Below are 23,964 nucleotides of genomic sequence, written 5' to 3' on the forward strand. Positions count from 1 at the left end.
CTCTCTCCAATCGAGTTCGTTGTGTTCGTCTGTGGAACGCAACGGCGGTCTGCCGCTGCGTGCCAGGACGACGCAAGATCGGTGCCGATGGAAACCCGGGAAATGCGCCCGGCATCATCCGGGACAATCGCCGGCGGGATACGGGTGTACCGGTTTTGGCTGCATGAACAGAGACGGGTGTCTCGCCTGCGCGTCCCTTGTCTCAGTTCTGGGCAGGTCGCACCGGGGCGGCGGGAGGGGTACTGTCGTGCAGGCGGGGCCGGCGTGATCCACTGCATGGACGCGGTCTTCCGGTCCCGACCGGCCGCCCCCGGAAAGCCCGGTGCCCTGCTCGCAAGGCTGCCGGTGTCAGAAACGCTGGTGGCGGAAGTGCGCGGGGGCGTGCGAAACGATGGACGAGGCGATCAGCAGCAGCCAGAACAGGCCGGCGGCGAACTGGGGCAGCACGATCATCGCGGCAACGCCGAGCAGTTTGAGCGGAATGAACAGCCCGGCCAGTTCGACCGCGTGGCGCGGCTTGCTCCATACCTCTATGCCGTAGAGGCCGAGGCCGGTTGCCAGCATCAGCGCGGCAGCACCCCGGCGGTACTCGTCGTGGCCGGTCAGCAGTGCGCTGCCCACCAGTACGACGCCCACCAGGTGCAGCGAGCGCAGCGCGACCAGCAGCCAGCGGCGGCCGGGAAAATCGCGGCGGTTGCTTGGCGCGAAGTCGTGGGGCAGGTCATGCGTGGGCATGGCGCGAGTATGACTCACCACGCATCCACCGGGCTGATGTCGTCGCCCGAGAAGGGCAGGAAGGGACCGGTGCCGCTGTGCTCGGCACTCGATGCCGGCACGAAGGCGCCGACATGCACATCGAACACGTGCACCTCGCCGTCCTCGATGACGTAGTGCCAGCCGTGCAGCGCGAGCTGACCGGCGTCGACCTGCCGGCGCACCATCGGATAGTCCATCAGCCGTTCGAGCTGCAGCACGACGGCGCGCTGTTCGGTGCGGCGCAGCGCTTCGTCGGTGAGCTGCACCGGCAGCACCGCCTCGCGCCCGAGGTCGAGCCAGGCGTTCAGGTTGGGCGCGTCCGGCCCGACGCCTTCGTACAGCGCACGCACGCCACCGCAGTGACTGTGGCCGCAGACGACGATGTGGGCGACCTTCAGGTTGAGCACCGCGTACTCGATCGCTGCAGCCGTGCCGTGGAATCCGGCCAGTTCGCCGCGCCGGGTGGCGCCGTCATAGGGCGGCACGAAGGCGCCGACGTTGCGCACGATGAACAGCTCGCCCGGGCCGGTGCCGGTCAGCAGATAGGGCACCAGGCGCGAGTCGGAACAGCCGATGAACAGGATGGTCGGGTGCTGGCCGTCGCGCACCAGGTGCTGGAACTGGTCCTGCACGCCGGGAAAGGTGTGGTCGTGGAAGCGGCGCAGGCGGGCGAGCAGTTCGTCGGGCATGGCGATGACCTCCGGATCAGATGGGGCGCAGCAGCGGACCGATGGCGTCCAGCGTGTTCTTCAGCAGCAGGCCGTACTCGGTGTCGCCCTCCATCACCAGCGCGCGTTCGAAGAACAGGCGGTCGGCGTCGTCGTCGCCGCGCAACAGGCGCAGATAGCTGGCGCTGTCGGCGGCGATGCGCAGCGCGACCGGGTCGTGGTCGGGCGCGCTGCGGAAGCGGCCGTCGCGCAGCGCGAGGCGGCAACGCAGGCCGAAATCGCGCACCTCGATCTCGACCGTGTGGTCGGCGAGTTCGAGCGCCGCGTCAGCCGGCAGGCGCGGACGCAGCACGCGGTTCAGCGCGGCGGCAAGCAGCAGCGACGGCGGCTGTATCGGCAGGCGGGCGATCAGCGTGCGCAGTGCGGCGGGTGGCGGCGGCAGCGCGGGCAGCCTGATCGGGAGCGAGGGACTCATGCGGGCATCCTTTCCAGTCCGGGGCGGCGGTGGGCGTAACCATTGACCAGACCGCCGGGCAGGCTCAGCGCCGCGAGCGCCGAGGCGGCTTCCGCGGCGTCGGCCGGGCCGTTATAGGTGCGGTCGAACAGGTCGACCACGGTGGCGAAGTCGCGCGACGTGGGCGACAGCCGCGCGCGGGTGACTCCGGCGGCGCGCAATGCCGGGGCGTCGGCGATCAGGCAGTGCTGCGCCGCCGACTGCGTCTGTATGCCGTTCAAGGCGAGGAAGGGCTGACCTTCGGTGGTGTCGAGCAGCAGGCCGTCCGGGTGTTCGATGCAGCGGAAGCCGCACTGGTCCTTGCTGAGGTGGAAATGACGCGCGGTGAAACAGCGCGCCGAAAAGGCCAGCGGCAGACGGCCGAAGGCAAACACCTCGGTGGCGACCGGTGTGTCGTTCGCCGGTCCGCCGTTCACGGGTGCGGCCGGCGGGTTGATCAGCGCCAGCGCGTCCAGCGCAAGTTCGACCGGCGCCACCCAGCGGACGGCGCCGAGCGCCGCGTGCTCGCGCAGTGCCGGCTGGCTGTAGACATTGATGTGCGGGCCGAGCACGAAGGGCCGGCCAGCCAGCGCGCGCAGCGCCGAGGCGTCGCCGGCTTCGACCAGGAATCCGGTCTGGTCGGTCCAGCGGTGCAGCGCGCGCAGGTCGGCGGCCGATTCGAGCAATGCCTGGCTGGCCAGCACGACTTCCTTGCCGCAGGCGGCGAGATCGCGCGCGAGTGCCAGCCAGTCTTCGGCCTTCATTTCGTGGCGACGGCTGCACACGACTTCGCCGAGCACCACGGTGTCGGCCGGCGATACCGCGATGTCGGCGTAGAAATCGAGCAGCGTGCGGCGCGGCCAGTAGTACAGCACCGGGCCGACGGTCAGGGCGATGCGGGGGGTCATCTGTGTGTTCATGGATTCACCGCCACGGCCGGTCGTAGGCGCCCAGCGTGTGCTGCTGGCCTTCGGCCCAGCGGCCGAGCGCGGCGGTCCACTGCGGCTGCACGCCGAAGCGCGCCGGCTGCGCGGCGCAGTCGTCGATGGCGGCGCGCCAGACGCGGGTGACCTGTTCGACATAGGCCGGGCTGCGCTGGCGGCCTTCGATCTTGATCGCGGCGATGCCCATGTCCATCAGCTGCGGCAGCAGCGCCAGCGTGTTCAGGCTGGTCGGTTCTTCCAGCGCGTAATCGCGTGCGCCTTCGACGTCGAAGCGACCCTTGCAGAGCGTCGGGTAGCCGCGCGGCTCGTCCGGCGCGTAGCGGTCGATCAGCACGCCGTTGAGCCGGGCCGATACGCCAGCGGCGCCGTCCTCCCAGCGCACCGCCGACGGCGGCGAGCAGACACCTGCGGTGTTCGGCGACTGGCCCGTCGCGTAGGAGGAGAGCGCGCAGCGGCCCTCGACCATGACGCACAGGCTGCCGAAGCCGAACACCTCGATCTCGGCGGCGCTGTTGCGGCACACCTGCTCGACCTGCGGCAGCGTGAGTACGCGCGGCAGTACGGCGCGGCGGATGCCGTAGCGCTCGCGGTAGAACTCGATCGCTTCCCAGGTGGTGGCCGAGGCCTGCACCGACAGGTGCAGGCGCAGATCGGGATGGTGATCGCGCGCGTAGGCCAGCACCGCGGTGTCGGCACAGATCAGCGCGTCTATGCCCAGCCCGGCGGCGGCATCGACCGCGGCGAACCAGCGTTCGGGCGCGCGCGCGTCGGCGAAGGTGTTGAGCGCCATCAGCACTTCGCGGCCGCGGCTGCGCGCGTAGGCGATGCCGTCGCGCGCCTGCGCGAGGTCGAAGTTCAGGCCGGCGAAGTTGCGCGCGTTGGTGGCGTCCTTCAGGCCCATGTAGACGGCGTCGGCGCCGGCGTCGACGGCCAGCGTCAGCGCGCGCAGCGAGCCTGCCGGGCAGACCAGGGCGGGTTTTCGGGGGGGCGTTGGGTGGGCGGTGCGGGATGTTTGCATGTCGGAAAGGTCCGGAACTGCGGGCGCCGCCCAGTGTGAGCATCGCGCGCGGCGCCGTGTTGATCCGGGTCAGACCGGTGTCACACGGCGCCGCGCGCGACCGATGTCACTGCACCAGCGGCGTGTCGGCGATGTCCATGTCCACGCCTTCGAGCACGGCCTTGCCGGCCAGCAGCGCGACGTACTGGCGCAGTGCGGTGGCGAAGCTCTGCTGGCGCAGCGAGGCGGCGACGGTGCCGCGCACCTCCTCGAAGGGCTGCACGGTGCCGGCCTCGCGCTCCTGCACGTCGATCACGTGGAAGCCGAAGCGGCTGTGCACCAGACGCGGCAGCACGCCGATGTCGTGCTGGCCGAAGATGGCACGGGCGAACTCGGGCACCACCTCTTCCGGCGCCAGCCAGCCGAGGTCGCCGCCACGTTCGCTGCTCGGGCAGTTGGAATTCTGCCGGGCGGCGTCGGGGAAGGGGTCTTCGCCGTCGGCATGCGCACGGACGTCGATCAGCACCGCTTCAGCGCGACCGCGCAGCGCATTGACGTCGACGCCCGGCGTCACCGCGAACAGGATGTGGCGCATGCGCGCACGCTGGCCCACGGTGTAGCGGCCGAGGTGGGCGCTGTAGTGACGGCGGCAGGCTTCCTCGGACGGCTCCGGCACCTGCACCGCCTGGCCGATCAGCGTGTCGATGGCGGTGGCGGCCTCTTCCGAAATCAGGCCGTCGGCCGACTGTTCGTCGCTGGCGGACAGCAGGCCGGCCTGCTGTGCGGCCTGCCGCAGCAGTTCGGTGCAGGCGCGGTTGCGCAGTTCGTCCGGCGCGACGTCCTCGTCCGCACCGTTGATCGCGATGCCGTTGACGCGGGCGATGCCGCGGCTGTCTTGCGTGGACTGCATGGTGTCTCCTCGATCCTTTTATGAATGGATGCGCCGCGCAGCGGCGACGCATCCTTCACATCATCTCAGACACCGGCGCCCGGCTGGCGCGGCTGATTGTGTCCGGCCGGCAGGTTGAGCCGGCGCGCGCGCACCACTTGGTAGGGGCGGAACACATAGAGCACCGAGGCGAAGCCACTCCATACGTGCACCAGTCGGGTGAATGGGAACACCAGGAAGATGGTCATGCCGAGGAACATGTGGGTCTTGAACACCCAGCCGGCGTCGGCCAGCAGTTCCGGCGCGCCGGCGCGGAAGGTGACGATGCGCTGCGCCCATTCGGCGAGCAGCATCATCATGCTGCCGTCCAGGTGCTGTGCCGACAGCGGAATGGTGGCCAGACCGAGCAGCAGTTGCACCCACAGCAGCACGGCGATGACGATGTCGCTGGTCTTCGACGTCGCGCGGATGCGCGGCTCGGTCAGCCGGCGGTGCAGCAGCAGCGTCAGGCCGATGAAGCCGAGCAGGCCGGCGATGCCGCCGGTCACCATGGCGACCAGCTGCTTGGCGCCGGCGCCGATGAAGTGCTCATAGACGAAGTGCGGCGTCAGCATGCCGAAGAAGTGGCCGAAGAACAGGAAGAGCACGCCAATGTGGAACAGGTTGCTGCCCAGCCTGAGCTGGCCGCGGCGCAGCAGCTGCGACGAGTCGCTCTTCCACGTGTACTGGTCGCGGTCGAAGCGCAGCAGGCTGCCGATGAAAAACACGGCGAGGCAGATGTAGGGGTAGTAACCGAACAGCAGGTTGTCGAGCCAGGAAGTCATGGTTGTACTCCTTGAGTGGCGGAGGACTTGCGGACAAGGTGTATGGGTTGCGCAGCGCCCGGCTTGGCCTGGCCGTGCGAGGAGCAGCCGTCGAAGGCGAGCGGCTCGGCCCAGCTGTCGTCGAGCGCTTCGTCCGGCTGGATCTTCACCGCATGGGCACGCTCGCCCGCCAGTTCGATCAGCGCGCCGACCACGCTGGCGTAGCGGCTTTCGCGCTTGACCAGCGCCGTGAACAACGCATTCAGGATGTGCGCCATTTCGGCGAGGAAGGCGCGCGCCTCCTTCGGCGGCTGGGTCGAGGCGAATTCGAGCACCACTGGCAGGTAGTCCGGCAGTTCACCAGCGGACAGGAATAGGCCGGCTTTCTCGTAGGTCTGCGCGAGATCGATCATCGCCGGCCCGCGGTCGCGCGAATCGCCATGCACGTGTTCGAACAGGTGCAGCGAGGTCGAGCGGCCGCGGTCGAACAGTTCGACGTAGGCGGCTTCGCCATCGAGCGCGGGCTGCTGCTGCAGCGTGTCGATCAGCGCATCCAGCTCGGCCAGACGGGAGGCCGACAGCGCCGCCTCGTCGTGCAGCGCCAGACGAAGGTCGGGCAGCAGTCCGCGCAGGCTGGCGTCGGGGTAGCCGATCAGCAGCGCGCAGGCGCGCAGCGTGTGGGTCATCTTCGGTGGACTAAACATTGAGAGGATCCTCATGAACGAGTTGTGGCGGGCATGTGCACAGTCCGCCACGCGGAGGACAATTGGCGCCTGCAGATGCGAACGCGCCGCCCGCCGGGCCGCCCCAAGGGCGAGCGCAGCCCCCTCGGGGGGCAGCGAACGCAGTGAGCGTGGGGGCACACATTCAGACCACCGCCTTGATGGGAATCGTCCGGCGCTTCGATCCACCGAACAGGCTGGTATCGGAACTGCCTTCCGAGCAGCCGTTGCCGAAGGAGAAGCCGCAGCCGCCGCGCACGTCGAAGGCGTTCTCGGCGTATTCGCGGTGCGTGCTCGGGATGACGAAGCGGTCCTCGTAGTTGGCGATCGCCATCACGTGGTACATATCCTCGACCGCGGCCTGGCTCATGCCGACCTGGCTCAGCGCGGCCGTGTTGATGCGGCCATCTACGTGCTTCTCGCGCTGGTAGGCGCGCATCGCCAGCATGCGTTCGAGTGCGCGCACGACCGGTTGCGTGTCGCCAGCGGTGAGCAGGTTGGCGAGATACTTCACCGGGATGCGCAGCTGGTTCACGTCCGGGATCTCGCCATTGACGCCCACCTGACCGGCGTTGGCGGCGGCGGTGATCGGCGACAGCGGCGGCACGTACCACACCATCGGCAGCGTGCGGTATTCCGGGTGCAGCGGCAGCGCCACCTTCCACTCCACCGCCATCTTGTAGACCGGGCTGCGGCGGGCGGCTTCCATCCACGAATCCGGGATGCCGTCGGCACGTGCCTGTTCGATCACCTTCGGATCGTTCGGATCGAGGAAGATGTCGAGCTGGGCCTGGTAGAGGTCGCGGTCCTGTTCGACCGACGCCGCTTCCTGGATGCGGTCGGCGTCATACAGCAGCACGCCGAGGTAGCGGATGCGGCCGACGCAGGTTTCGGAACATACGGTGGGCTGACCGGCTTCGATGCGCGGATAGCAGAAGATGCACTTCTCGGCCTTGCCCGACTGCCAGTTGTAGTAGATCTTCTTGTACGGACAGCCGGACACGCACATGCGCCAGCCGCGGCACTTGTCCTGGTCGATCAGCACGATGCCGTCCTCTTCGCGCTTGTAGATCGAGCCGGACGGGCAGCTGGCGACGCAGGCCGGGTTCAGGCAGTGCTCGCACAGGCGCGGCAAGTACATCATGAAGGTGTTCTCGAACTGGCCGTAGATGTCCTTCTGCACCTCGTCGAAGTTCTTGTCCTTCGAGCGCTTCGAGAATTCGCCGCCGAGAATCTCTTCCCAGTTCGGACCCCATTCGATCTTTTCCATGCGCTGACCGGTGATCAGGCTGCGCGGGCGCGCCGTCGGCGCCGCCTTCATTTCGGGCGCCGACTGCAGGTGGTCGTAGTCGAAGGTGAAGGGCTCGTAGTAGTCATCGATTTCCGGCAGGTGCGGGTTGGCGAAGATCTTCATCAGCAGCTGCCACTTGCCGCCCTGGCGCGGCGCGATCGAGCCGTCGCTCTTGCGCATCCAGCCACCCTGCCACTTGTCCTGGTTCTCCCATTCCTTCGGGTAACCGATGCCGGGCTTGGTTTCGACGTTGTTGAACCACGCGTATTCCATGCCGGGACGGCTGGTCCACACGTTCTTGCAGGTGACCGAGCAGGTGTGGCAACCGATGCACTTGTCGAGGTTGAGCACCATGCCGATTTGAGCGCGTATTTTCATGTCATGTCTCCTTACGCGTGGGCGGTATCGGTGGCAGCGGCTTCGCCGTCGAGCCAGTCGATGCGCTTCATCTTGCGCACGACGACGAACTCGTCGCGGTTGGTGCCGATGGTTCCGTAGTAGTTGAAGCCGTAGCTCAGCTGGGCGTAGCCGCCGATCATGTGCGTCGGCTTCAGCACGATGCGGGTGACCGAGTTGTGGATGCCGCCGCGCGCACCGGTGATCTCCGACCCCGGCGTGTTGATGATCTTTTCCTGTGCGTGGTACATCAGCACCATGCCCGGATTGACCCGCTGGCTCACCACGGCACGCGCGGTGATCGCGCCATTCACGTTGAACAGTTCGACCCAGTCGTTATCGACGATGCCGGCCTTCTTCGCGTCGTCCTCGGACAGCCAGATCACCGGGCCGCCGCGGTTCAGCGTCAGCATGTGCAGGTTGTCGCTGTAGGTGGAGTGGATGCCCCACTTCTGGTGCGGCGTGATGAAGTTGAGCTGGATCTCCGGATTGCCGTTGCTCTTGATGCCGGCGATCGCAGCCGTCGTCTTCAGGTCCACCGGCGGGCGGTAGCTGACGAAGCCTTCGCCGAAGGCGCGCATCCACGGGTGGTCCTGGTAGAACTGCTGGCGGCCGGTCAGCGTGCGCCATGGGATCAGTTCATGCACATTGGTGTAACCGGCGTTGTACGACACCTTCTCGCTTTCCAGTCCGGACCAGGTCGGCGACGAAATGATCTTGCGCGGCTGCGCCTGGATGTCGCGGAAGCGGATCTTTTCGTCCTCGCGGTAGATCGCCAGGTGCTCGTGGTCGCGCCCGGTCTGCTTGCCCAGCGCCTTCCACGCCTTCACCGCGACCTGGCCGTTGGTTTCCGGCGCCAGCATCATCACCACTTCGCAGGCGTCGATGTCGGTGTCGATGCGCGGCATGCCCTTGGTCGCACCCTCTTCGGTGACCAGACCGTTCAGTTCGCCGAGCTGGCGCACCTCGTCCTGCGTGTTCCACGCGATGCCCTTGCCGCCGTTGCCCACCTTGGTCAACAGAGGACCGACCGCGGTGAAGCGCTTGTAGACGTTCGGGTAGTCGCGCTCGACCACCGTCATCTGCGGCGCCGTCTTGCCCGGGATCAGGTCGCACTCGCCGCGCTTCCAGTCGGCGACGCCGAAGGGCTGCGCCAGTTCGGCCGGGCTGTCGTGCATCAGCGGCGTCAGCACCAGTTCGCGTTCCACGCCGAGATGGCCGACGCACACCTCGCTGAACTTCTTCGCGAAGCCCTTGTAGATGTCCCAGTCGCTCTTCGACTGCCAGGCCGGGTCCACCGCGGTCGACAGCGGGTGGATGAAGGGGTGCATGTCGCTGGTATTGAGGTCGTTCTTCTCGTACCAGGTGGCGGTCGGCAGCACGATGTCGGAATACAGGCAGGTGGTGCTCATGCGGAAATCGAGCGTCACCAGCAGGTCGAGCTTGCCTTCGGGTGCTTCCGCGTGCCATTTCACTTCCTGCGGCTTGGCGTCGTCGGAGCCGAGGTCCTTGCCCTGCACGCCATTGCTGGTGCCCAGCAGGTGCTTCAGGAAGTACTCGTGACCCTTGCCGCTGGAGCCGAGGATGTTGGAGCGCCAGACGAACATGTTGCGCGGCCAGTTCTGCGGCGCGTCCGGGTCTTCGCAGCTCAGTTCGAGCTGACCGCTCTTCAGCGCGCCGACCGCGTAGTCCTTCGGATCGACGCCCGCGGCATTGGCCTCGCGCACCACCTGGATGGGATTGGTCTTCAGCTGCGGCGCGCTGGGCAGCCAGCCCATGCGCTCGGCGCGCACGTTGTAGTCGATCATGCTGCCGCCGAACTGCGAGGCGTCAGCCAGCGGCGACAGCACTTCCTCGACGCCCAGCTTTTCGTAGCGCCACTGGTCGGTGTGGGCGTAGAAGAAGCTGGTCGAGTTCTGCTGGCGCGGCGGGCGTATCCAGTCGAGCGCGAAGGCGAGTGCGGTCCAGCCGGTCTGCGGGCGCAGCTTCTCCTGACCCACGTAGTGCGCCCAGCCGCCGCCGCTCTGGCCGATGCAGCCGCACATCATCAGCATGTTGATGATGCCGCGGTAGTTCATGTCGCAGTGATACCAGTGGTTCATCGCGGCGCCGATGATGACCATGGACTTGCCCTTGGTCTTGTCGGCGTTGTCGGCGAACTGGCGGGCGACGGTGATGATCTGGTCGCGCGGCACGCCGGTGATCTTCTCCTGCCAGGCGGGCGTGTAGGGCGTGTCGTCGTCGTAGCTGTTCGCACCGCTGTCGTTCGGAAGATTGCGGCCGACACCGTAGTTGGCGACCTGCAGGTCGAACACGGTGGCCACCAGTGCGTCGCGCTTGTCGCCGGCCTTGCCGAGCGCGATGCGCTGCACCGGCACCGTGCGCAGCAGTACGTCGCCGCCGCCCTGCGGGCTGTGCGGGAAGTGTTCGTGCTCGATGCCGCCGAAGTAGGGGAAGGCGACCTGCGTGTGCTCGACCGGACCGGTGTCGCCCTCGAGCACCGACAGTTTCAGCTTCACGTCACCGCCGTGGCGCGCCTCCTTCGCTTCGAGGTTCCACTGGCCGGCGTCCGCGCGGCCGTCCGGACCCCAGCGGAAGCCGATGGCGCCATTGGGCAGCACGACGCGGCCGTTCTCGTCGAAGGCCACCGTCTTCCATTCAGGATTATTGGCCTGACCGAGCTTGCCGTTGAAATCGCTGGCGCGCACGTAGCGGTCGGGCACCATCACCGTCTTGCCGTTGGGCAGGGTCTGCTCCTTCAGCAGCACCAGCATCGGCAGGTCGGTATAGCGGCGCGCGTAGTCGTCGAAATACGCGCTGCGTTTTTCAAAGTAGAACTCCTTCAGGATGACGTGGCCCATGGCCATCGCCACCGCGGCGTCGGTGCCCTGTTTCGGGTGCAGCCAGAGGTCGGCCAGCTTGCTGATTTCGGCGTAGTCCGGCGTGACGGCGACGGTCTTCGCGCCCTTGTAGCGGACCTCGGTGAAGAAGTGGGCGTCCGGCGTGCGCGTCTGTGGCACGTTGGAGCCCCAGGCGATGATGTAGGTCGAGTTGTACCAGTCGGCCGATTCCGGCACGTCGGTCTGTTCGCCCCAGATCTGCGGGCTGGACGGCGGCAGGTCGCAGTACCAGTCGTAGAAGCTCATGCAGACGCCGCCGATCAGGCTCAGGTAACGGCTGCCTGCGGCATAGCTCACCATCGACATTGCCGGAATCGGCGAGAAGCCGATGATGCGGTCCGGGCCGTGCTTCTTGATGGTGTAGACGTTGGCGGCGGCGACCAGCTCGTTCACCTCGTCCCAGCTGGAGCGGACGAAGCCACCGAGGCCGCGCACCTGCTGGTAGTCACGGCGCTTGGCGTCGTTCTCGACGATGGAGGCCCAGGCTTCGACCGGGCCGTGCTTCAGACGCGCCTCGCGCCAGGTCTTGAGCAGGCGGCCGCGCACCATCGGGTATTTGACGCGGTTGGCGCTGTACAGGTACCAGCTGTAGCTGGCACCGCGCGCACAGCCGCGCGGTTCGTGGTTGGGCATGTCCCAGCGGGTGCGCGGGTAATCGGTCTGCTGGGTTTCCCAGGTGACGATGCCGCCCTTGACGTAGATCTTCCACGAGCACGAGCCGGTGCAGTTCACGCCGTGGGTGGAGCGCACGATCTTGTCGTGCGCCCAGCGGTCGCGGTAGGCGTCCTCCCAGCTGCGGTCTTCGCCGGTGGCGATACCGTGGTCGCCCGAAAAGCTTTCCTTCGGTGCGGAGAAGTGGGTCAGTCGGTCGAGAAAGTGGCTCATGTGTGCTCTCCTGTAGCGGGGCTCGGCGGGGGCATGGGGTCAGGGGTTCTTCACGTACGCATTGCGGCGCAGGTAGAACCACCAGTTGATGAACAGGCAGATCGCGTAGAACGCGGCGAAGCCGTACATCGCGAGCTCGGGTGTACCGGCCTTGATCTGCGCACCGATGACCACCGGTGCGATGAAGGCGCCGTAGGCGGCGACCGCCGACGTCCAGCCCAGCACCGGGCCGGCCTGCTGACGATCGAAGATGACGCCGATGGTGCGGAAGGTCGATCCGTTGCCGATGCCGCTGGCAAAGAACAGCACGATGAACAGGCCGAGGAACATCGGGAAGTACTGCTCGGGCGTGGCCGAGCTGTAGGCCAGCTTCATCACGTAGCCGACCGCCACCGACGCGACGACCATCACCAGCGAGATGATCTGCGTGACGATGGAGCCGCCCCACTTGTCGGAGATCCAGCCGCCGATCGGGCGCACTGCGGCACCGACGAAGGGGCCGATCCAGGCGAAGGCCAGCACGGTGGGCGCGTTCGGGTTCGGCAGCGTGTGCTGCATGACGCCATTGGCATCGGGCACGTGGCTGACGCCGAAGATCACCTTCATCGCCAGCGGCAGCGCCATCGAGAAGCCGATGAAGGAACCGAAGGTGACGATGTAGAGGATGGTCATCGACCAGGTGTGCTTGTCGCTGAAGATCTTGAACTGCCGGGTCACACCTTCGCGCATCGGGCCGAAGGCGGCGAGCTTCATCACCGTCAGCGCCATGACGATGTCCAGCGGAATTGCGACCCACATGTTCAGCAGGCCCAGACCGGTCGGTGCCGGCAGGTACAGATAGAGCATGAAGATCGCCGGTACGAAGGCCAGCGTGTACAGATAGGTGATCTTCGAGAAGGCGACGATGGGGTTGCCGGTGTCGGGCGACACCGCCTTCAGGTTGTTCATGCCGAACCAGCACAGGATGGACAGCGGCACCAGCGACAGCACCCAGGCGAAGCCGGCGTTCTGGATCCAGGTCGGCGTGCCGGCGGCGATCTTGCCGAAGATCCAGCCGCTGTCCTTCATCAGCGTCATCGGCTCACCGCCGAAGGCGCCGAGCAGCGGCACGGTCATCACCAGCGGGATGACGATCTGCATCGTCGTCACGCCGAAGTTGCCGAGGCCGGCGTTGAGGCCCAGCGCGGTGCCCTGCAGTCGCTTCGGGAAGAAGGTGCTGATGTTGGACATCGAGCTGGCGAAGTTGCCGCCACCGACGCCGCACCACAGCGCCATCAGCTGGAACACCCACAGCGGCCAGTCTGTGTGCTGCAGCGCGATGCCGGTGCCGATGGCCGGCGCGAGCAGCATGGCCGTGGTCAGGAAGATGGTGTTGCGGCCACCGGCCAGCCGGATCAGGAAGGAGGCCGGGATGCGCATCGTCGCGCCGGAGATGCCGGCGATGGCGGTCAGCGTGAACAGCTGGTCCTGGGTGAAGGGGAAGCCCAGGTTGAGCATCTGCACGGTGATGATGCCCCACATGCCCCAGACCGCGAATCCGCACAGCAGCGCCGGAATCGATATCCACAGGTTGCGGTAGGCGATCTTCTTGCCGGTCGACTCCCAGAAGGCATCGTCCTCCGGCCGCCAGTCCTCAACATCGGGGCCGCGGGGGGCGCCCTGTACCGGACGTGTGCCGGCGTGTGTGCTTGCGTTCATGATGATCTCCGTGGTGTCCGGTTCAGGACTGGGCTGCGGACGTGCCGTCCATCAGCGGGGTGCGGCGGACTTCGGTGAAGTACATCCAGATCAGCGACACCCACACCACGCCGTACATCAGCATGAAGGCGCTGGAGCGTATGCCGGTGAGATCGAGCAGGGCACCGAACATGATGGGCAGCACGAAGCCGCCGAGGCCGCCGGCCAGGCCGACGATGCCGCTGATGGTGCCGATGTTGGCCGGGTAGTCGTTGCTGATGTACTTGAACACGCTGGCCTTGCCGAAGGCCCAGGCGATGCCGAGGATGAACATCAGGCCGGTGAAGGCATACACGTTGAGGCCGATGTCAAAGGTCTTCGGGCCCTCGACCGTGACGATGGTGAAGTGGGTCTGCGGATAGCTCAGCAGGAAGAGGCAGATCCAGCTCACCCACAGCACCCACCAGGTGACGCTGTGCGCGCCGTACTTGTCGGACAGCCAGCCGCCGATGGCGCGCAGCACGCCGCCGGGCAGCGAGAAACAGGCGGCCAGCAGCGCAGCGGCGCGGATGTCGAGGCCGTACTCGCCGACGTAGTACTGCACCATCCACAGGCTCAGCGCGACATAACCGCCGAACACGATGCTGTAGTACTGGCAGTACTTCAGTACGCGCGGGTCCTTCAGCGCCTTCAGCTGATCGACGAAGCGCACGTTGCTCGGCACGAGGTGGGCAGGATCGCTGTGGCTGAACAGCCAGAAGACGATGACGGTGCCGAGCATGATGGCGGCGTAGACCTGCGGCACCATGGTCCAGCCGAAGGCGACCAGCAGGGCCGGCGCGACGAACTTGTTCACCGCCGCGCCCGAGTTGCCGGCGCCATAGACGCCCATCGCGAAGCCCTGCTGGTCCTTCGGGAACCAGCGCGCGACATAGGGCGTGCCGACCGAGAACGAGCCGCCGGCCAGACCGACGAACAGACCGATGACGAGGAAATGCCAGTACTCGGTGGCATAGCTCATCATCCAGATCGCCGGCACCGTGGCCGCCATCAGCAGCGTCATCACGATGCGACCGCCGTACTTGTCGGTCCAGATGCCCAGCGGCACCCGCACCAGCGAGCCGGTGAGCACCGGCGTGGCGGTCAGCAGACCGAACTGGGTGGCATTGAGATCGAGCGCCTTCTTGATCGGTATGCCGATCACGCCGAACATCATCCACACCATGAAGCACACGGTGAACGCCAGGGTGCTGACGATCAGCACCGACAGTGCCTGCCCTTTCCTGGTCATGACGGAATCCTCCCTTTAAGACTGAGGCGATCTTAGGGAGCGGGGCAGTACTGCGGCATCCTTCGGTGGTAGCGCGCCGAGGGTGCGGAAGAACGATGGTGGGGGTGTTCGTGTAGTTCCGAAGAACTACTCCATCGTCCGGTTGGACGAGGGTTGACCAGGGTCAATACGCGGCCGCTGGAAAATGCCCGGCAGGAGACGGGCCCAAGTCCGGGGACGAATGCAGCCGCCGAGGCGCGGAGCTCAGATCAGGCCGCGTTCCACCGCGATGACGGCGACCTGCACGCGCGAACTGACGCCCAGCTTGCGCAGGATGTGCTGCACGTGGATCTTCACCGTGGTTTCGGCGATACCGAGGTCGCGGGCGATCACCTTGTTGCTGTCGCCGCGGGCGATGCCGCGCAGGATGTCGGTTTCGCGCGGCGACAGCGCGCCGCTCTGCGGCAGCGCTTCGGCCGCGGGTGGCGCCGGCGCGGCAGCCTGCCGGAATACCTCGACCAGCTTGCCGGTCATCTCGTCCGCCACCACCGGTTCGCCGCGCATCGCGCGGTGGATGGCCCGCGACAGTGCCTCGCCCTCCATCGTTTTCAGCAGGTAGCCACTGGCGCCGGCGCGCAGCGCGGCGGCCAGGTCCTCGCCGTCCTCGCTGATGGTGAGCATGATCAGGCGTGCCTGTGGCGCCGCCTCGCGCAGCGCCGGCAGCGCGTCGACGCCATTGACGCCGGGCAGGTGGTTGTCGAGCAGGATGACGTCGGGCTGCAGCGCCTCGGCGCGCCGCTGCGCCTCGCCGGCGTCGGCCGCGTCGCCGACGATCTGCAGCAGCGGATCGCGCGACAGCAGCGCGGTGAGGCCACGACGGAACAGGGTGTGGTCGTCGACCAGCAGGATGCGGATCGGGCTCTCGGACGTGCTTTTCATGACGCGGCCTGCATGGGCTGGAGGTCGAGCAGTGTAGGGTCGCTGGCCGGCAGCGTCAGCACCACCGAGGTGCCGCGGCCGGGGGTCGAGAACACCTCGATGCGGGCGCCTATGCGCGCGGCGCGTTCGGTCATGATGCGCAGGCCGACGTGGGTTTCGTCCGGCGGGCCGCCGTCGGTGGAAAAGCCGCGGCCGTCGTCGCGCACTTCGAAACGCCACTGCGGCTGTTGCTGCACGTCGAGCCAGACGTGGCCGGCGCGCGCGTGCTTGCGCACGTTCGACAAGGCTTCCTGCACGATGTGCAGCACCTGTATCTGCACGTCGGGCGGCAGTGGCATGCCGTGATCGCGCATCGCCAGCGAGGCGCGCACGCCGCTCTGGTGCTCGAACTTGCGCAGCGTGGCGAGCAGGGCGGCTTCGATGTCTTCGGCATTGGCGCGGGTGCGGAAGTGCAGCAGCAGTTCGCGCACGTCGCCCGAACTTTCGCGCAGGCCCGCGTCGAGTTCGTCCAGCATCGCGCGCGCACTGGCTTCGTCGTGCGTGGCCAGCGCCTCGCGCATCATTTCGACCTGCATCTTCATGAAGGCCAGCGACTGCGCGATCGAGTCGTGCAGTTCGCTGGCCAGGAAGTTGCGTTCCTGCGATACCGCCGCCTCGTTCTGCAGTGCGTTCAGACGCAGGTTCTCCATGCCGCTGGCCAGATGGGTCGCCAGCGCTTCGAGCAGCGAGCGGGTGGGCGCCGACAGTTCGACGCTGGCGTGGAAAAACAGGTCCACCTCGCCCATCAGCCTGTCCTTCAGACGGACCGGGACCGACACCAGGGTTTCGAAGCCCGCCTCGCCGCAGTACTGCAGCGCCTCGCCGCCCATCGTGCGGATCGGAATGACGCGGGCGTAGGGCGGGGCGTTCGGTGCGCCGCAATGGCATTCGTCCGCCTTCAGGCAGCGTTCGCCGTCGGTCATGTAGGCGGGCAGCCCCTGCGAAGCGAGCAGCAGGTAGCGCTGATTCGATTCGTCGGACCAGCGCAGCGCGACGCCGTCTGCGTGCACCGCGCGTGCGACGTAACCGACGAAGCCGCGCGCCAGTTCTTCCAGCGAGCGGGCGGTCGCGATCAGCGAGGTCACTTCGTACAGCGCCTCCAGCCGCTCGCGCTTTTCCTGCAGCTCGGCCGTCTTGCTCGTCACCTTCGCTTCGAGATTGCGGTACATGGCCTGTATCTGTTCCGCCATGTCGTTGAAGCCGTCAGCCAGCGTGCCGAATTCGTCGCTGCTGCCGCGTTCGACGCGGGCGCCCAGATCGCCCTGCTGTATCCGCTCAAGTGCTTGCTTGAGCTGACCCACCGGTTCCAGAACGAACAGATAGCCGATGTAGAGCAGCACCGCCGCACCGATCACCGCAAGCGCCATCGTTGCGAGTTGCAGCAGGTTGAGCAGCGCTGTCCAGTGCGACATGTGGTTCTCGATGCCGGCCACCAGTGCGTCGATGCGTCCGGTGAAGCGCGCGGTGTCGTCGCGCAGACCGTCGGTGCCGCGTGGCGCGGCGTCGAGCCAGCGCTCGCTGTAGATGCGCCAGTCGCCACGTACCTGATCGAAGCTGCGCCGGATGTCGTTGTCCAGCGGCATGAACAGCGGGCGTTCCGGGTCGCCGGCACGCAGCAGTTCAAGACTGCGGTCGAATTCGCGTCGTGCGTGCGGCAGCGCGTCGCGCTCGCCGGTGGCGACCAGCAGCGACATGCGGTAGGCCTGCATGCGCATGCGCCCGGCCTCGTTGACGGCAGCAGCGCCGCCGTCGAGCTGCCAGGACATCCACAGCGTGAGCGTGATCGACAGCAGCGCGAGCAGGGCGAACGGCGCCGCGGCGACCGCCAGCTTGGCGCCCAGCCCCCAGTGTTCTCGTTTCGACATGTGTCCGAGTGTAGGGGCTGTGCGTGCGAATTTCGAGGTCTACGACGTGATCGACGTCAAGCGATCTTGCCGCGCACTTATTTCCTTGTACTATCCCCGAGACCGGAACGCCTCCTCTTCCTGCCACTCGAAGGTGCGAAGATGGCCGCTTCCGGTGCGTGCAGCAGCGCCGCAGCACGCCGGCCCCGAGCCAGAACCCCGCTCGTCGTTTCGCTCCTGGAGAAATGGATGACCTTGTTGAGAGGCCTCCTGTCCGGTTTTTTCGGCCCGCTCCGCACACCCGCTCGCTCCCGCGCGCGCCTGGCGCTTGGTGTGTTTGCGCTCTGGGCGCCCGGCGCCTTATTCCTGATCGACCACCCGTGGGCGGCGCAGGGCGGCTGGCTGGTCTGGTGCGTGGCCTGCGGCGTCTGGCTGGTGCGTACCGTTCCGATGCTGCCGCCGGCCGAGCCCTTGCCCGCTCCGGCCGACGATACGTCCGAACTGCTGCACGAGTTGCCGATGCCCGCCTGCATCTGCTCGCTGCCCGACGGCGGCATGCGCGTGCTCAATGCGGCGCTCGCCTCGATGGCCAACGAGTCGGCCGATGCACTGCAGGGGCGCAGCATCGTCGAGTTCTGCCAGACTGCCGAGGACAGATCGCGCGTGGTCGAGGTGCTGGCACAGGGACGCGGCACCGACGATGTCGAACTGCCACTGCGCCGTCGTGACGGTTCGGTGCGCTGGGTGTCGGCGGCAACCCGTCCGGTTTCCCATCAGGGGCAGCCGGCATTGCTGGTCATCTGCCACGACATCACCGGACACAAGCAGGCCGAACGTTCGCTCGCCGCCAGCGAGGAGCGCTTCCGCGTGCTGCTCGGCGCGCTGTCGGAGGCGGTCGTGCTCTACGACGCGCAGGCCCGGGTGCTGACGAGCAACCGTTCGGCCGAATCCTGTGCCTGGCTCGACGCGGCTCACGCCGGCCTGCCCGGCGGCGGCGACGAATTCACGCTGTGCGACGAACAGGGGCGGTCGCTGGCGCGCGACATGCATCCGGTCATCCGGTCGCTGGCTGATGGTCTGCCGGCGCGCGACGTGGTGATCGGTGCCGAGAGCGCGTCCGGTCAGATGCGCTGGCTGACCGTCAACACGCAGCCGCTGTTCCACGCCGGCAGCAAGCGGCCGTACGCCGTGGTGGCGTCCTATTCCGATCTCACCGCGCGCATTCGCGCCGAGCGCGCGCTGCGCGCCAGCGAACAGCGCTACGCACTGGCACTGCGCGGCATGAACGAGGGCCTGGCCGAATGGATTACCGGCAGTGACCGCATGTATGTGTCGCCGCGACTGTCGCAGATCATGGGTTACGACGCCGGCGGGCGCCGCATGCGCGTGCGCGAGTTCGTCGCCGGCATCCATCCGCATGACCGCAAGGCCTGGTCGGCCATGGTCGCCAGCCACCTGAAGGGGCGCAGCGACCACTTCCAGCAGGAACTGCGCATGCGCCATGCCGACGGCGGCTATCGCTGGTTCCTGCTGCGCGGCGTCGCGCAGCGCGACGCCAGCGGGCGCAGCAGCCGCGTCGTTGGCACGGTGGCCGACATCACCTTGCGCAAACGGCTGGAAGAGGTCGATGTGGCCGAGCGCGAACTGCTGTCACTGATCGCTGCGGCGATGCCGCTGAGCGAAGTGATGTCGCGCTTTGCACGGCTGGTGTCCGGTCTGCTGAACGAGGATTCGATCTGCGCGGTGCTCACGCTGACGCCTGGCACCGCTGCCGTGGTCGATGTCGTCGGCGCCAATCTGCCGCCTGCGCTGGCCGACTGGCTGCGGCGCGGTCCGGCCGGTGCCGACCATGATGGGCGCCTTCTCGAAACGCTGGCGGGGCGCCGTCCGCTGCTGTGCGAGGATGTTCAGGCGTCGCCCGATCTCGAGGGCTGTCGTGCGCTGTTCGCCGCCGAGGGCGTGCGTGCGCTGTGGGCGCTGCCGCTGGCGGCGCAGGACGGCGCGGTGCTGGGCGGACTGATCATCCTGCACCCGCAGGCCTGGCGGCCCGGGCGGGCGGACGAGAACGTGATCGAACGGCTGGTCGACATTGCCCAGTTGGCGCTCGAGCGGGCGCGCGCCGAGCGCCAGGTGCGCGAACTGAACGAATCGCTGGAGCGCCGCGTGGCCGAGCGCACCACGCTGCTGGAGCAGGCAAACAGCGAACTGGAAGCCTTCTCGTACTCGGTGTCGCACGATCTGCGCAGCCCGCTGCGGGCGATCAACGGCTTCGCGCACCTGCTGGCCGAGCACGCCGGCGCGGTGCTGGACGACGAGGGGCGCGACATGCTGGAGCGCATACAGCGCGGCGCCTCGCGCATGGGTCTGCTGATCGACGACATCCTGCATTTCTCGCGGGTGTCGCGCGTCGACATGGCGCACAGCGAAATCAATCTGGATACGCTGGCGGCCAATGTCGTCGCCGATCTGGCCGAACAGTACCCGGCGGCCAGCGTCGAACTGTCGCCGCTGGGGCATGCCAGCGGCGACCAGTCCATGCTGCGGCAGGTGTTCGTGAACCTGATAGGCAATGCGCTGAAGTTCTCGTCGCGCAGCCCGCAACCGCGGGTCGAGGTGTTCGTCGAGAACCGGCGCGGCATCCCGGCGATCTGCGTGCGCGACAACGGGGTCGGCTTCGATCCGGCCTACGCCGATCGCCTGTTCGGCGTGTTCCAGCGCATGCATGGCGCGGAGGAATTTCCGGGCACCGGGGTGGGGCTGGCCATCGTCAAGCGCATCGTCGAGCGGCACGGCGGCGTCATCGGCGTCGAGGCGGCGCCGGGGCGCGGCGCCACCTTCCGTTTCACGCTGGCAGGCTTCCGTCCGTTCGACCAGGCGGACGCGGTGCCGGCCGGCGAGAAAGCGAAGCCCGGTGCGGTGTCGCGCACCGGAACCTGAAGACCGCAGATGCGAAAACGGAGCGGTCCGCCAGGGCGAAGCGCTCCGTTGGGTCGGGGCGTAAGGTGTGTCAGCCGATCAGCCGGGTCAGTGCCTCACGGTACTTGTCGCCGGTACGCTGGATGATGTCGGCCGGCAGGCGCGGGCCCGGCGCAGTCTTGTTCCAGTCCAGCGTTTCCAGGTAGTCGCGCACGAACTGCTTGTCGAAGGACGGCGGGTTGCTGCCTTCCTGGTACTGGTCGGCCGGCCAGAAGCGCGACGAATCCGGCGTCAGCGCCTCGTCGATCAGGATCAGATTGCCGTCAGCGTCGAGTCCGAATTCGAACTTGGTGTCGGCGATGATGATGCCGCGGCTCTTCGCGTAGTCGGCGGCCGCGCTGTACAGCGCGATCGCAGTGTCACGCACCTTGGCTGCCATGGCGGCACCGATCAGCGCTTCGGTCTGCGCGTAGCTGATGTTCTCGTCGTGGTCGCCCACCGCCGCCTTGGTGGCTGGCGTGAAAATCGGCGACGGCAGCTTCGAGGCCATGCGCAGGCCATGCGGCAGCTGCACGCCACACACCGCCCCGGTGCGTGAGTAGTCGCCCCAGCCGGATCCGATCAGGTAGCCGCGCACGACCGCTTCGATCGGCAGCGGCTTGAGCCGCCGCACGACGATGGCGCGGCCTTCGACCTGATCGCGTTCATCCGCCATCACGACCGACTCGGGCGCAATGCCGGTCAGGTGGTTGGGCGATACGCCGGCCAGCCTGCCGAACCAGAAGTTCGAAACGGCCGTCAGCACCTTGCCCTTGCCCGGGATGGGGTCGGGCAGGATGACGTCGAACGCCGACAGGCGATCGGTGGTGACGATGAGCATCTTCTCGTCATCGATCGCGTAGATGTCACGGACCTTGCCGCGGGCGATCAGCGGCAGGCTCTTGATGCTGGATTCGAACAGTGCGTCGGCCATTTCGGTCTTCGGTGCGGTCGTCGGTAAGGATCAGTTGACGGTCTGGGCCAGCTTGCCGCTGGCGTACATGCGGGCGATCTCGTCGAGCGGGATGGCCTTGATCTTGCTGCCCTGGCCTTCGCAGCCGAACTGCAGATAGCGTTCCTTGCACACGGCCTTGGCGGCTTCGCGCGCCGGCTTCAGCCATTCGCGGGCGTCGAACTTGTCCGGGTTCTCGGCCAGGAACTTGCGCACCGCGCCGGTCATCGCCAGACGGATGTCGGTGTCGATGTTGATCTTGCGCACGCCGTACTTGATCGCTTCCTGGATTTCCTCGACCGGCACGCCGTAGGTTTCCTTCATCTTGCCGCCGTACTGGTTGATGATGGCCAGCAGTTCCTGCGGCACCGACGACGAGCCGTGCATTACCAGGTGGGTGTTCGGAATGCGCTTGTTGATCTCCTTGACGCGCGAGATCGCCAGGATGTCGCCGGTCGGCTTGCGGGTGAACTTGTAGGCGCCGTGGCTGGTGCCGATGGCGATGGCCAGCGCGTCCAGCTGGGTGGCCTTGACGAACTGGGCGGCTTCTTCCGGGTCGGTCAGCAGCGACGAGTGGTCGAGCTTGCCTTCGGCGCCGTGGCCGTCTTCCTCGCCGGCCATGCCGGTCTCCAGCGAGCCGAGGCAGCCCAGCTCGCCTTCGACCGTAACACCGACCTTGTGCGCCATCTCGACCACGCGGCGGGTGACGTCGACGTTGTAGTCGAAGGAGGCCGGCGTCTTGCCGTCTTCCTTCAGCGAGCCGTCCATCATGACCGAGCCGAAGCCCAGATCGATCGCGCCCTGGCAGATCGCCGGCGACTGGCCGTGATCCTGGTGCATCACCAGCGGGATGTGCGGATAAGCTTCGACCGCGGCCTGGATCAGGTGCTTGATGAAGCTCTCGCCGGCGTACTTGCGGGCACCGGCGCTGGCCTGCAGGATGACCGGAGCGCCGACTTCGTCGGCGGCGCTCATCACGGCCTGCACCTGCTCGAGGTTGTTCACGTTGAATGCCGGCAGGCCGTAGCCGTTTTCGGCGGCGTGGTCGAGCAGTTGGCGCATGGATACCAGAGGCATGAGTTTCTCCTGCGAGTTCAGATTACGGTGGAGAGTTGACGATACTCCCCGACCTTGACGATTTTCAGTGTATTGGTACCGCCCGGAACGCCAATAGGCTCGCCGAAGGACAGCACGATGAGGTCACCGACCTTCACGGCACCGCTGCGCAGCAGTTCGGCCTCGGCGTCGAGCAGCATGCGGTCGCGATCGGCGTCCGGATCGAGCTTGATCATCAGCGGCGTCACGCCACGGTACATCGACAACTTGTAACGGGTGCGCACTTCCGGTGTCAGCGCGTAAATGGGCACGCCGCTGTTCAGGCGCGACATCCACAGCGAAGTCGAACCGGACTGGGTCAGCGTGGCGATCGCCTTCACCTTCAGGTGGAAGGCCGAGAACAGCGCAGCCATCGCGATCGACTGGTCGATGCGGGTGAACACGCGCTGCAGGAATTCCTGGTCCAGCTTCACCTCGGCCGACTTCTCGGCCTCGATGCAGATGCGGCTCATCGCCTCGACCGTCTCGACCGGGTACTGGCCGGAGGCGGTTTCGGCCGACAGCATGACGGCGTCGGTGCCGTCGAGCACCGCATTGGCGACGTCCGACACCTCGGCACGCGTGGGCACCGGGCTGCTGATCATCGATTCCATCATCTGCGTGGCGGTGATGACCAGCTTGTTCATTTCGCGCGACACGCGAATGATGCGCTTCTGCATCGCCGGCACCGCGGCGTCACCCACTTCGACCGCGAGGTCACCGCGCGCCACCATGGCGCCGTCCGACGCTTCGAGGATTTCCTCCAGCGCCGGGATCGCCTCGACACGCTCGATCTTGGCGATCAGCTGGGCGTTGGAGCCCGCCGCGCGCAACAGGTCGCGCGCCTGCCTCATGTCGGCGCCGCTCTTCGGGAAGCTCACCGCGACAAAGTCGACATTCAGCGACGCCGCGATCTTGATGTCTTCCATGTCCTTCGCGGTCAGCGCCGGCGCCGACAGGCCGCCACCCTGGCGGTTGATGCCCTTGTTGTTCGACAGCTCGCCACCGTGGCGCACCGTGCAGTGGATCTGCGTATCGGTGACCGCCTTCACGTCCATCACGATGCGGCCATCGTCGAGCAGCAGTACGGCGCCCGGTTCGACGTCGTTCACCAGTTCCGGGTAATCGAGGCCGACATGGTCGGCGTCACCCAGCTGGCACTCGATGTCGAACACGAACTTCTGTCCGGCCTTCAGCAGCACCTTGCTGCCGGCGAACTTGCCGACGCGGATCTTCGGGCCCTGCAGGTCGGCCATGATGCCGACCGTGCGGCCGACCTTGGCGCAGACCGCGTGCAGCGTTTCAACGCGCGCACGGTGGTCGTCCGCCTTGCCATGCGAAAAGTTGAGCCGCACGACATCGACCCCGGCCTCGACCAGACGGGTGAGCGTGGCCAGGTCGCTGGAAGCGGGGCCGAGTGTGGCGACGATTTTGGTGAAGCGATGCATG

18 protein-coding genes are annotated in these 23,964 nt (G+C 67.0%); 1 reads left to right on the top strand and 17 read right to left on the bottom strand.

Annotated elements, in window-relative coordinates; all coding sequences use genetic code 11:
* Nucleotides 1–348: 348 nt before the first annotated feature.
* The 14 genes from METRZ18153_RS0103930 to METRZ18153_RS0103995 all read right to left on the bottom strand — a co-directional run bounded on the left by METRZ18153_RS0103930 (nucleotide 349) and on the right by METRZ18153_RS0103995 (nucleotide 17,534).
* On the bottom strand, nucleotides 349–735 hold the full coding sequence (locus tag METRZ18153_RS0103930; RefSeq protein ID WP_020163497.1) for a hypothetical protein: 387 nt from the start codon (nucleotides 733–735) through the stop codon (nucleotides 349–351).
* A gap of 14 nt (nucleotides 736–749) precedes the next feature.
* The gene (locus METRZ18153_RS0103935) at nucleotides 750–1,445 is read right to left on the bottom strand and encodes a carbonic anhydrase (RefSeq protein WP_020163498.1); all 696 of its coding nucleotides are present in this window, start codon (nucleotides 1,443–1,445) and stop codon (nucleotides 750–752) included.
* A gap of 16 nt (nucleotides 1,446–1,461) precedes the next feature.
* Entirely contained in the window at nucleotides 1,462–1,899 is a 438-nt protein-coding gene (gene ubiT / locus METRZ18153_RS0103940) for a ubiquinone anaerobic biosynthesis accessory factor UbiT (protein WP_020163499.1), read from the bottom strand.
* A complete protein-coding gene (locus METRZ18153_RS0103945; RefSeq protein ID WP_029143530.1) occupies nucleotides 1,896–2,837 on the bottom strand; it encodes a U32 family peptidase in 942 nt (313 codons plus the stop codon). The genes ubiT and METRZ18153_RS0103945 overlap by 4 nt, the downstream gene beginning before the upstream one ends.
* Nucleotides 2,838–2,841: 4 nt before the next feature.
* A complete protein-coding gene (ubiU, locus tag METRZ18153_RS0103950; RefSeq protein ID WP_029143531.1) occupies nucleotides 2,842–3,879 on the bottom strand; it encodes a ubiquinone anaerobic biosynthesis protein UbiU in 1,038 nt (345 codons plus the stop codon).
* 106 nt (nucleotides 3,880–3,985) lie between these two features.
* Nucleotides 3,986–4,768, bottom strand: coding sequence for a peptidylprolyl isomerase (locus METRZ18153_RS0103955; RefSeq protein ID WP_020163502.1), 783 nt, complete (start codon nucleotides 4,766–4,768; stop codon nucleotides 3,986–3,988).
* 65 nt (nucleotides 4,769–4,833) lie between these two features.
* Complete coding sequence (gene narI, locus METRZ18153_RS0103960; RefSeq protein WP_020163503.1) at nucleotides 4,834–5,571, bottom strand: respiratory nitrate reductase subunit gamma; 738 nt, start codon at nucleotides 5,569–5,571, stop codon at nucleotides 4,834–4,836.
* Nucleotides 5,568–6,254, bottom strand: a complete 687-nt coding sequence (gene narJ / locus METRZ18153_RS0103965) for a nitrate reductase molybdenum cofactor assembly chaperone (RefSeq protein WP_029143532.1) — start codon at nucleotides 6,252–6,254, stop codon at nucleotides 5,568–5,570. Before narJ ends, narI begins: the two co-directional genes overlap by 4 nt.
* A gap of 163 nt (nucleotides 6,255–6,417) precedes the next feature.
* Nucleotides 6,418–7,941 carry a nitrate reductase subunit beta gene (gene narH, locus METRZ18153_RS0103970; RefSeq protein ID WP_020163505.1) on the bottom strand — a complete coding sequence of 508 codons (1,524 nt, stop codon included), beginning with the start codon at nucleotides 7,939–7,941 and terminating at the stop codon, nucleotides 6,418–6,420.
* Between the two features lie 11 nt (nucleotides 7,942–7,952).
* Nucleotides 7,953–11,744, bottom strand: a complete 3,792-nt coding sequence (locus METRZ18153_RS0103975) for a nitrate reductase subunit alpha (protein WP_020163506.1) — start codon at nucleotides 11,742–11,744, stop codon at nucleotides 7,953–7,955.
* Between the two features lie 39 nt (nucleotides 11,745–11,783).
* Nucleotides 11,784–13,442, bottom strand: a complete 1,659-nt coding sequence (locus tag METRZ18153_RS0103980; protein ID WP_020163507.1) for an MFS transporter — start codon at nucleotides 13,440–13,442, stop codon at nucleotides 11,784–11,786.
* 22 nt (nucleotides 13,443–13,464) lie between these two features.
* A complete protein-coding gene (locus METRZ18153_RS0103985) occupies nucleotides 13,465–14,712 on the bottom strand; it encodes an MFS transporter (RefSeq protein WP_020163508.1) in 1,248 nt (415 codons plus the stop codon).
* A 243-nt stretch (nucleotides 14,713–14,955) separates the two neighbouring features.
* On the bottom strand, nucleotides 14,956–15,630 hold the full coding sequence (locus METRZ18153_RS0103990; protein ID WP_020163509.1) for a response regulator: 675 nt from the start codon (nucleotides 15,628–15,630) through the stop codon (nucleotides 14,956–14,958).
* A complete protein-coding gene (locus tag METRZ18153_RS0103995; RefSeq protein ID WP_020163510.1) occupies nucleotides 15,627–17,534 on the bottom strand; it encodes a type IV pili methyl-accepting chemotaxis transducer N-terminal domain-containing protein in 1,908 nt (635 codons plus the stop codon). The genes METRZ18153_RS0103990 and METRZ18153_RS0103995 overlap by 4 nt, the downstream gene beginning before the upstream one ends.
* A gap of 312 nt (nucleotides 17,535–17,846) precedes the next feature.
* Between METRZ18153_RS0103995 and METRZ18153_RS0104000 the strand changes: the two genes are divergently transcribed.
* Nucleotides 17,847–20,450, top strand: a complete 2,604-nt coding sequence (locus tag METRZ18153_RS0104000; protein WP_020163511.1) for a PAS domain S-box protein — start codon at nucleotides 17,847–17,849, stop codon at nucleotides 20,448–20,450.
* A gap of 70 nt (nucleotides 20,451–20,520) precedes the next feature.
* Here METRZ18153_RS0104000 and METRZ18153_RS0104005 read toward each other — a convergent pair whose 3' ends face one another.
* From METRZ18153_RS0104005 to pyk, 3 genes are read right to left on the bottom strand one after another with little or no spacing between them, the layout of a single operon-like run.
* Complete coding sequence (locus METRZ18153_RS0104005; protein ID WP_020163512.1) at nucleotides 20,521–21,402, bottom strand: phosphoribosylaminoimidazolesuccinocarboxamide synthase; 882 nt, start codon at nucleotides 21,400–21,402, stop codon at nucleotides 20,521–20,523.
* 30 nt (nucleotides 21,403–21,432) lie between these two features.
* Nucleotides 21,433–22,497: a class II fructose-bisphosphate aldolase gene (gene fba / locus METRZ18153_RS0104010; RefSeq protein WP_020163513.1), complete on the bottom strand. Its 1,065-nt coding sequence runs from the start codon at nucleotides 22,495–22,497 to the stop codon at nucleotides 21,433–21,435.
* A 17-nt stretch (nucleotides 22,498–22,514) separates the two neighbouring features.
* A complete protein-coding gene (pyk, locus tag METRZ18153_RS0104015) occupies nucleotides 22,515–23,963 on the bottom strand; it encodes a pyruvate kinase (RefSeq protein ID WP_020163514.1) in 1,449 nt (482 codons plus the stop codon).
* Nucleotide 23,964: the final 1 nt, after the last annotated feature.

This window comes from Methyloversatilis discipulorum (assembly GCF_000385375.1).
GTDB classification, from domain to species: Bacteria; Pseudomonadota; Gammaproteobacteria; order Burkholderiales; family Rhodocyclaceae; genus Methyloversatilis; species Methyloversatilis discipulorum_A.

Bases quoted from the DNA above. Each gene is read 5' to 3' on its own strand.
- METRZ18153_RS0103930 (WP_020163497.1), bottom strand. From the start codon at position 735: ATGCCCACGCATGACCTGCCCCACGACTTCGCGCCAAGCAACCGCCGC.
- METRZ18153_RS0103935 (WP_020163498.1), bottom strand. From the start codon at position 1,445: ATGCCCGACGAACTGCTCGCCCGCCTGCGCCGCTTCCACGACCACACC.
- ubiT (WP_020163499.1), bottom strand. From the start codon at position 1,899: ATGAGTCCCTCGCTCCCGATCAGGCTGCCCGCGCTGCCGCCGCCACCC.
- METRZ18153_RS0103945 (WP_029143530.1), bottom strand. From the start codon at position 2,837: ATGAACACACAGATGACCCCCCGCATCGCCCTGACCGTCGGCCCGGTG.
- ubiU (WP_029143531.1), bottom strand. From the start codon at position 3,879: ATGCAAACATCCCGCACCGCCCACCCAACGCCCCCCCGAAAACCCGCC.
- METRZ18153_RS0103955 (WP_020163502.1), bottom strand. From the start codon at position 4,768: ATGCAGTCCACGCAAGACAGCCGCGGCATCGCCCGCGTCAACGGCATC.
- narI (WP_020163503.1), bottom strand. From the start codon at position 5,571: ATGACTTCCTGGCTCGACAACCTGCTGTTCGGTTACTACCCCTACATC.
- narJ (WP_029143532.1), bottom strand. From the start codon at position 6,254: ATGTTTAGTCCACCGAAGATGACCCACACGCTGCGCGCCTGCGCGCTG.
- narH (WP_020163505.1), bottom strand. From the start codon at position 7,941: ATGAAAATACGCGCTCAAATCGGCATGGTGCTCAACCTCGACAAGTGC.
- METRZ18153_RS0103975 (WP_020163506.1), bottom strand. From the start codon at position 11,744: ATGAGCCACTTTCTCGACCGACTGACCCACTTCTCCGCACCGAAGGAA.
- METRZ18153_RS0103980 (WP_020163507.1), bottom strand. From the start codon at position 13,442: ATGAACGCAAGCACACACGCCGGCACACGTCCGGTACAGGGCGCCCCC.
- METRZ18153_RS0103985 (WP_020163508.1), bottom strand. From the start codon at position 14,712: ATGACCAGGAAAGGGCAGGCACTGTCGGTGCTGATCGTCAGCACCCTG.
- METRZ18153_RS0103990 (WP_020163509.1), bottom strand. From the start codon at position 15,630: ATGAAAAGCACGTCCGAGAGCCCGATCCGCATCCTGCTGGTCGACGAC.
- METRZ18153_RS0103995 (WP_020163510.1), bottom strand. From the start codon at position 17,534: ATGTCGAAACGAGAACACTGGGGGCTGGGCGCCAAGCTGGCGGTCGCC.
- METRZ18153_RS0104005 (WP_020163512.1), bottom strand. From the start codon at position 21,402: ATGGCCGACGCACTGTTCGAATCCAGCATCAAGAGCCTGCCGCTGATC.
- fba (WP_020163513.1), bottom strand. From the start codon at position 22,497: ATGCCTCTGGTATCCATGCGCCAACTGCTCGACCACGCCGCCGAAAAC.
- pyk (WP_020163514.1), bottom strand. From the start codon at position 23,963: ATGCATCGCTTCACCAAAATCGTCGCCACACTCGGCCCCGCTTCCAGC.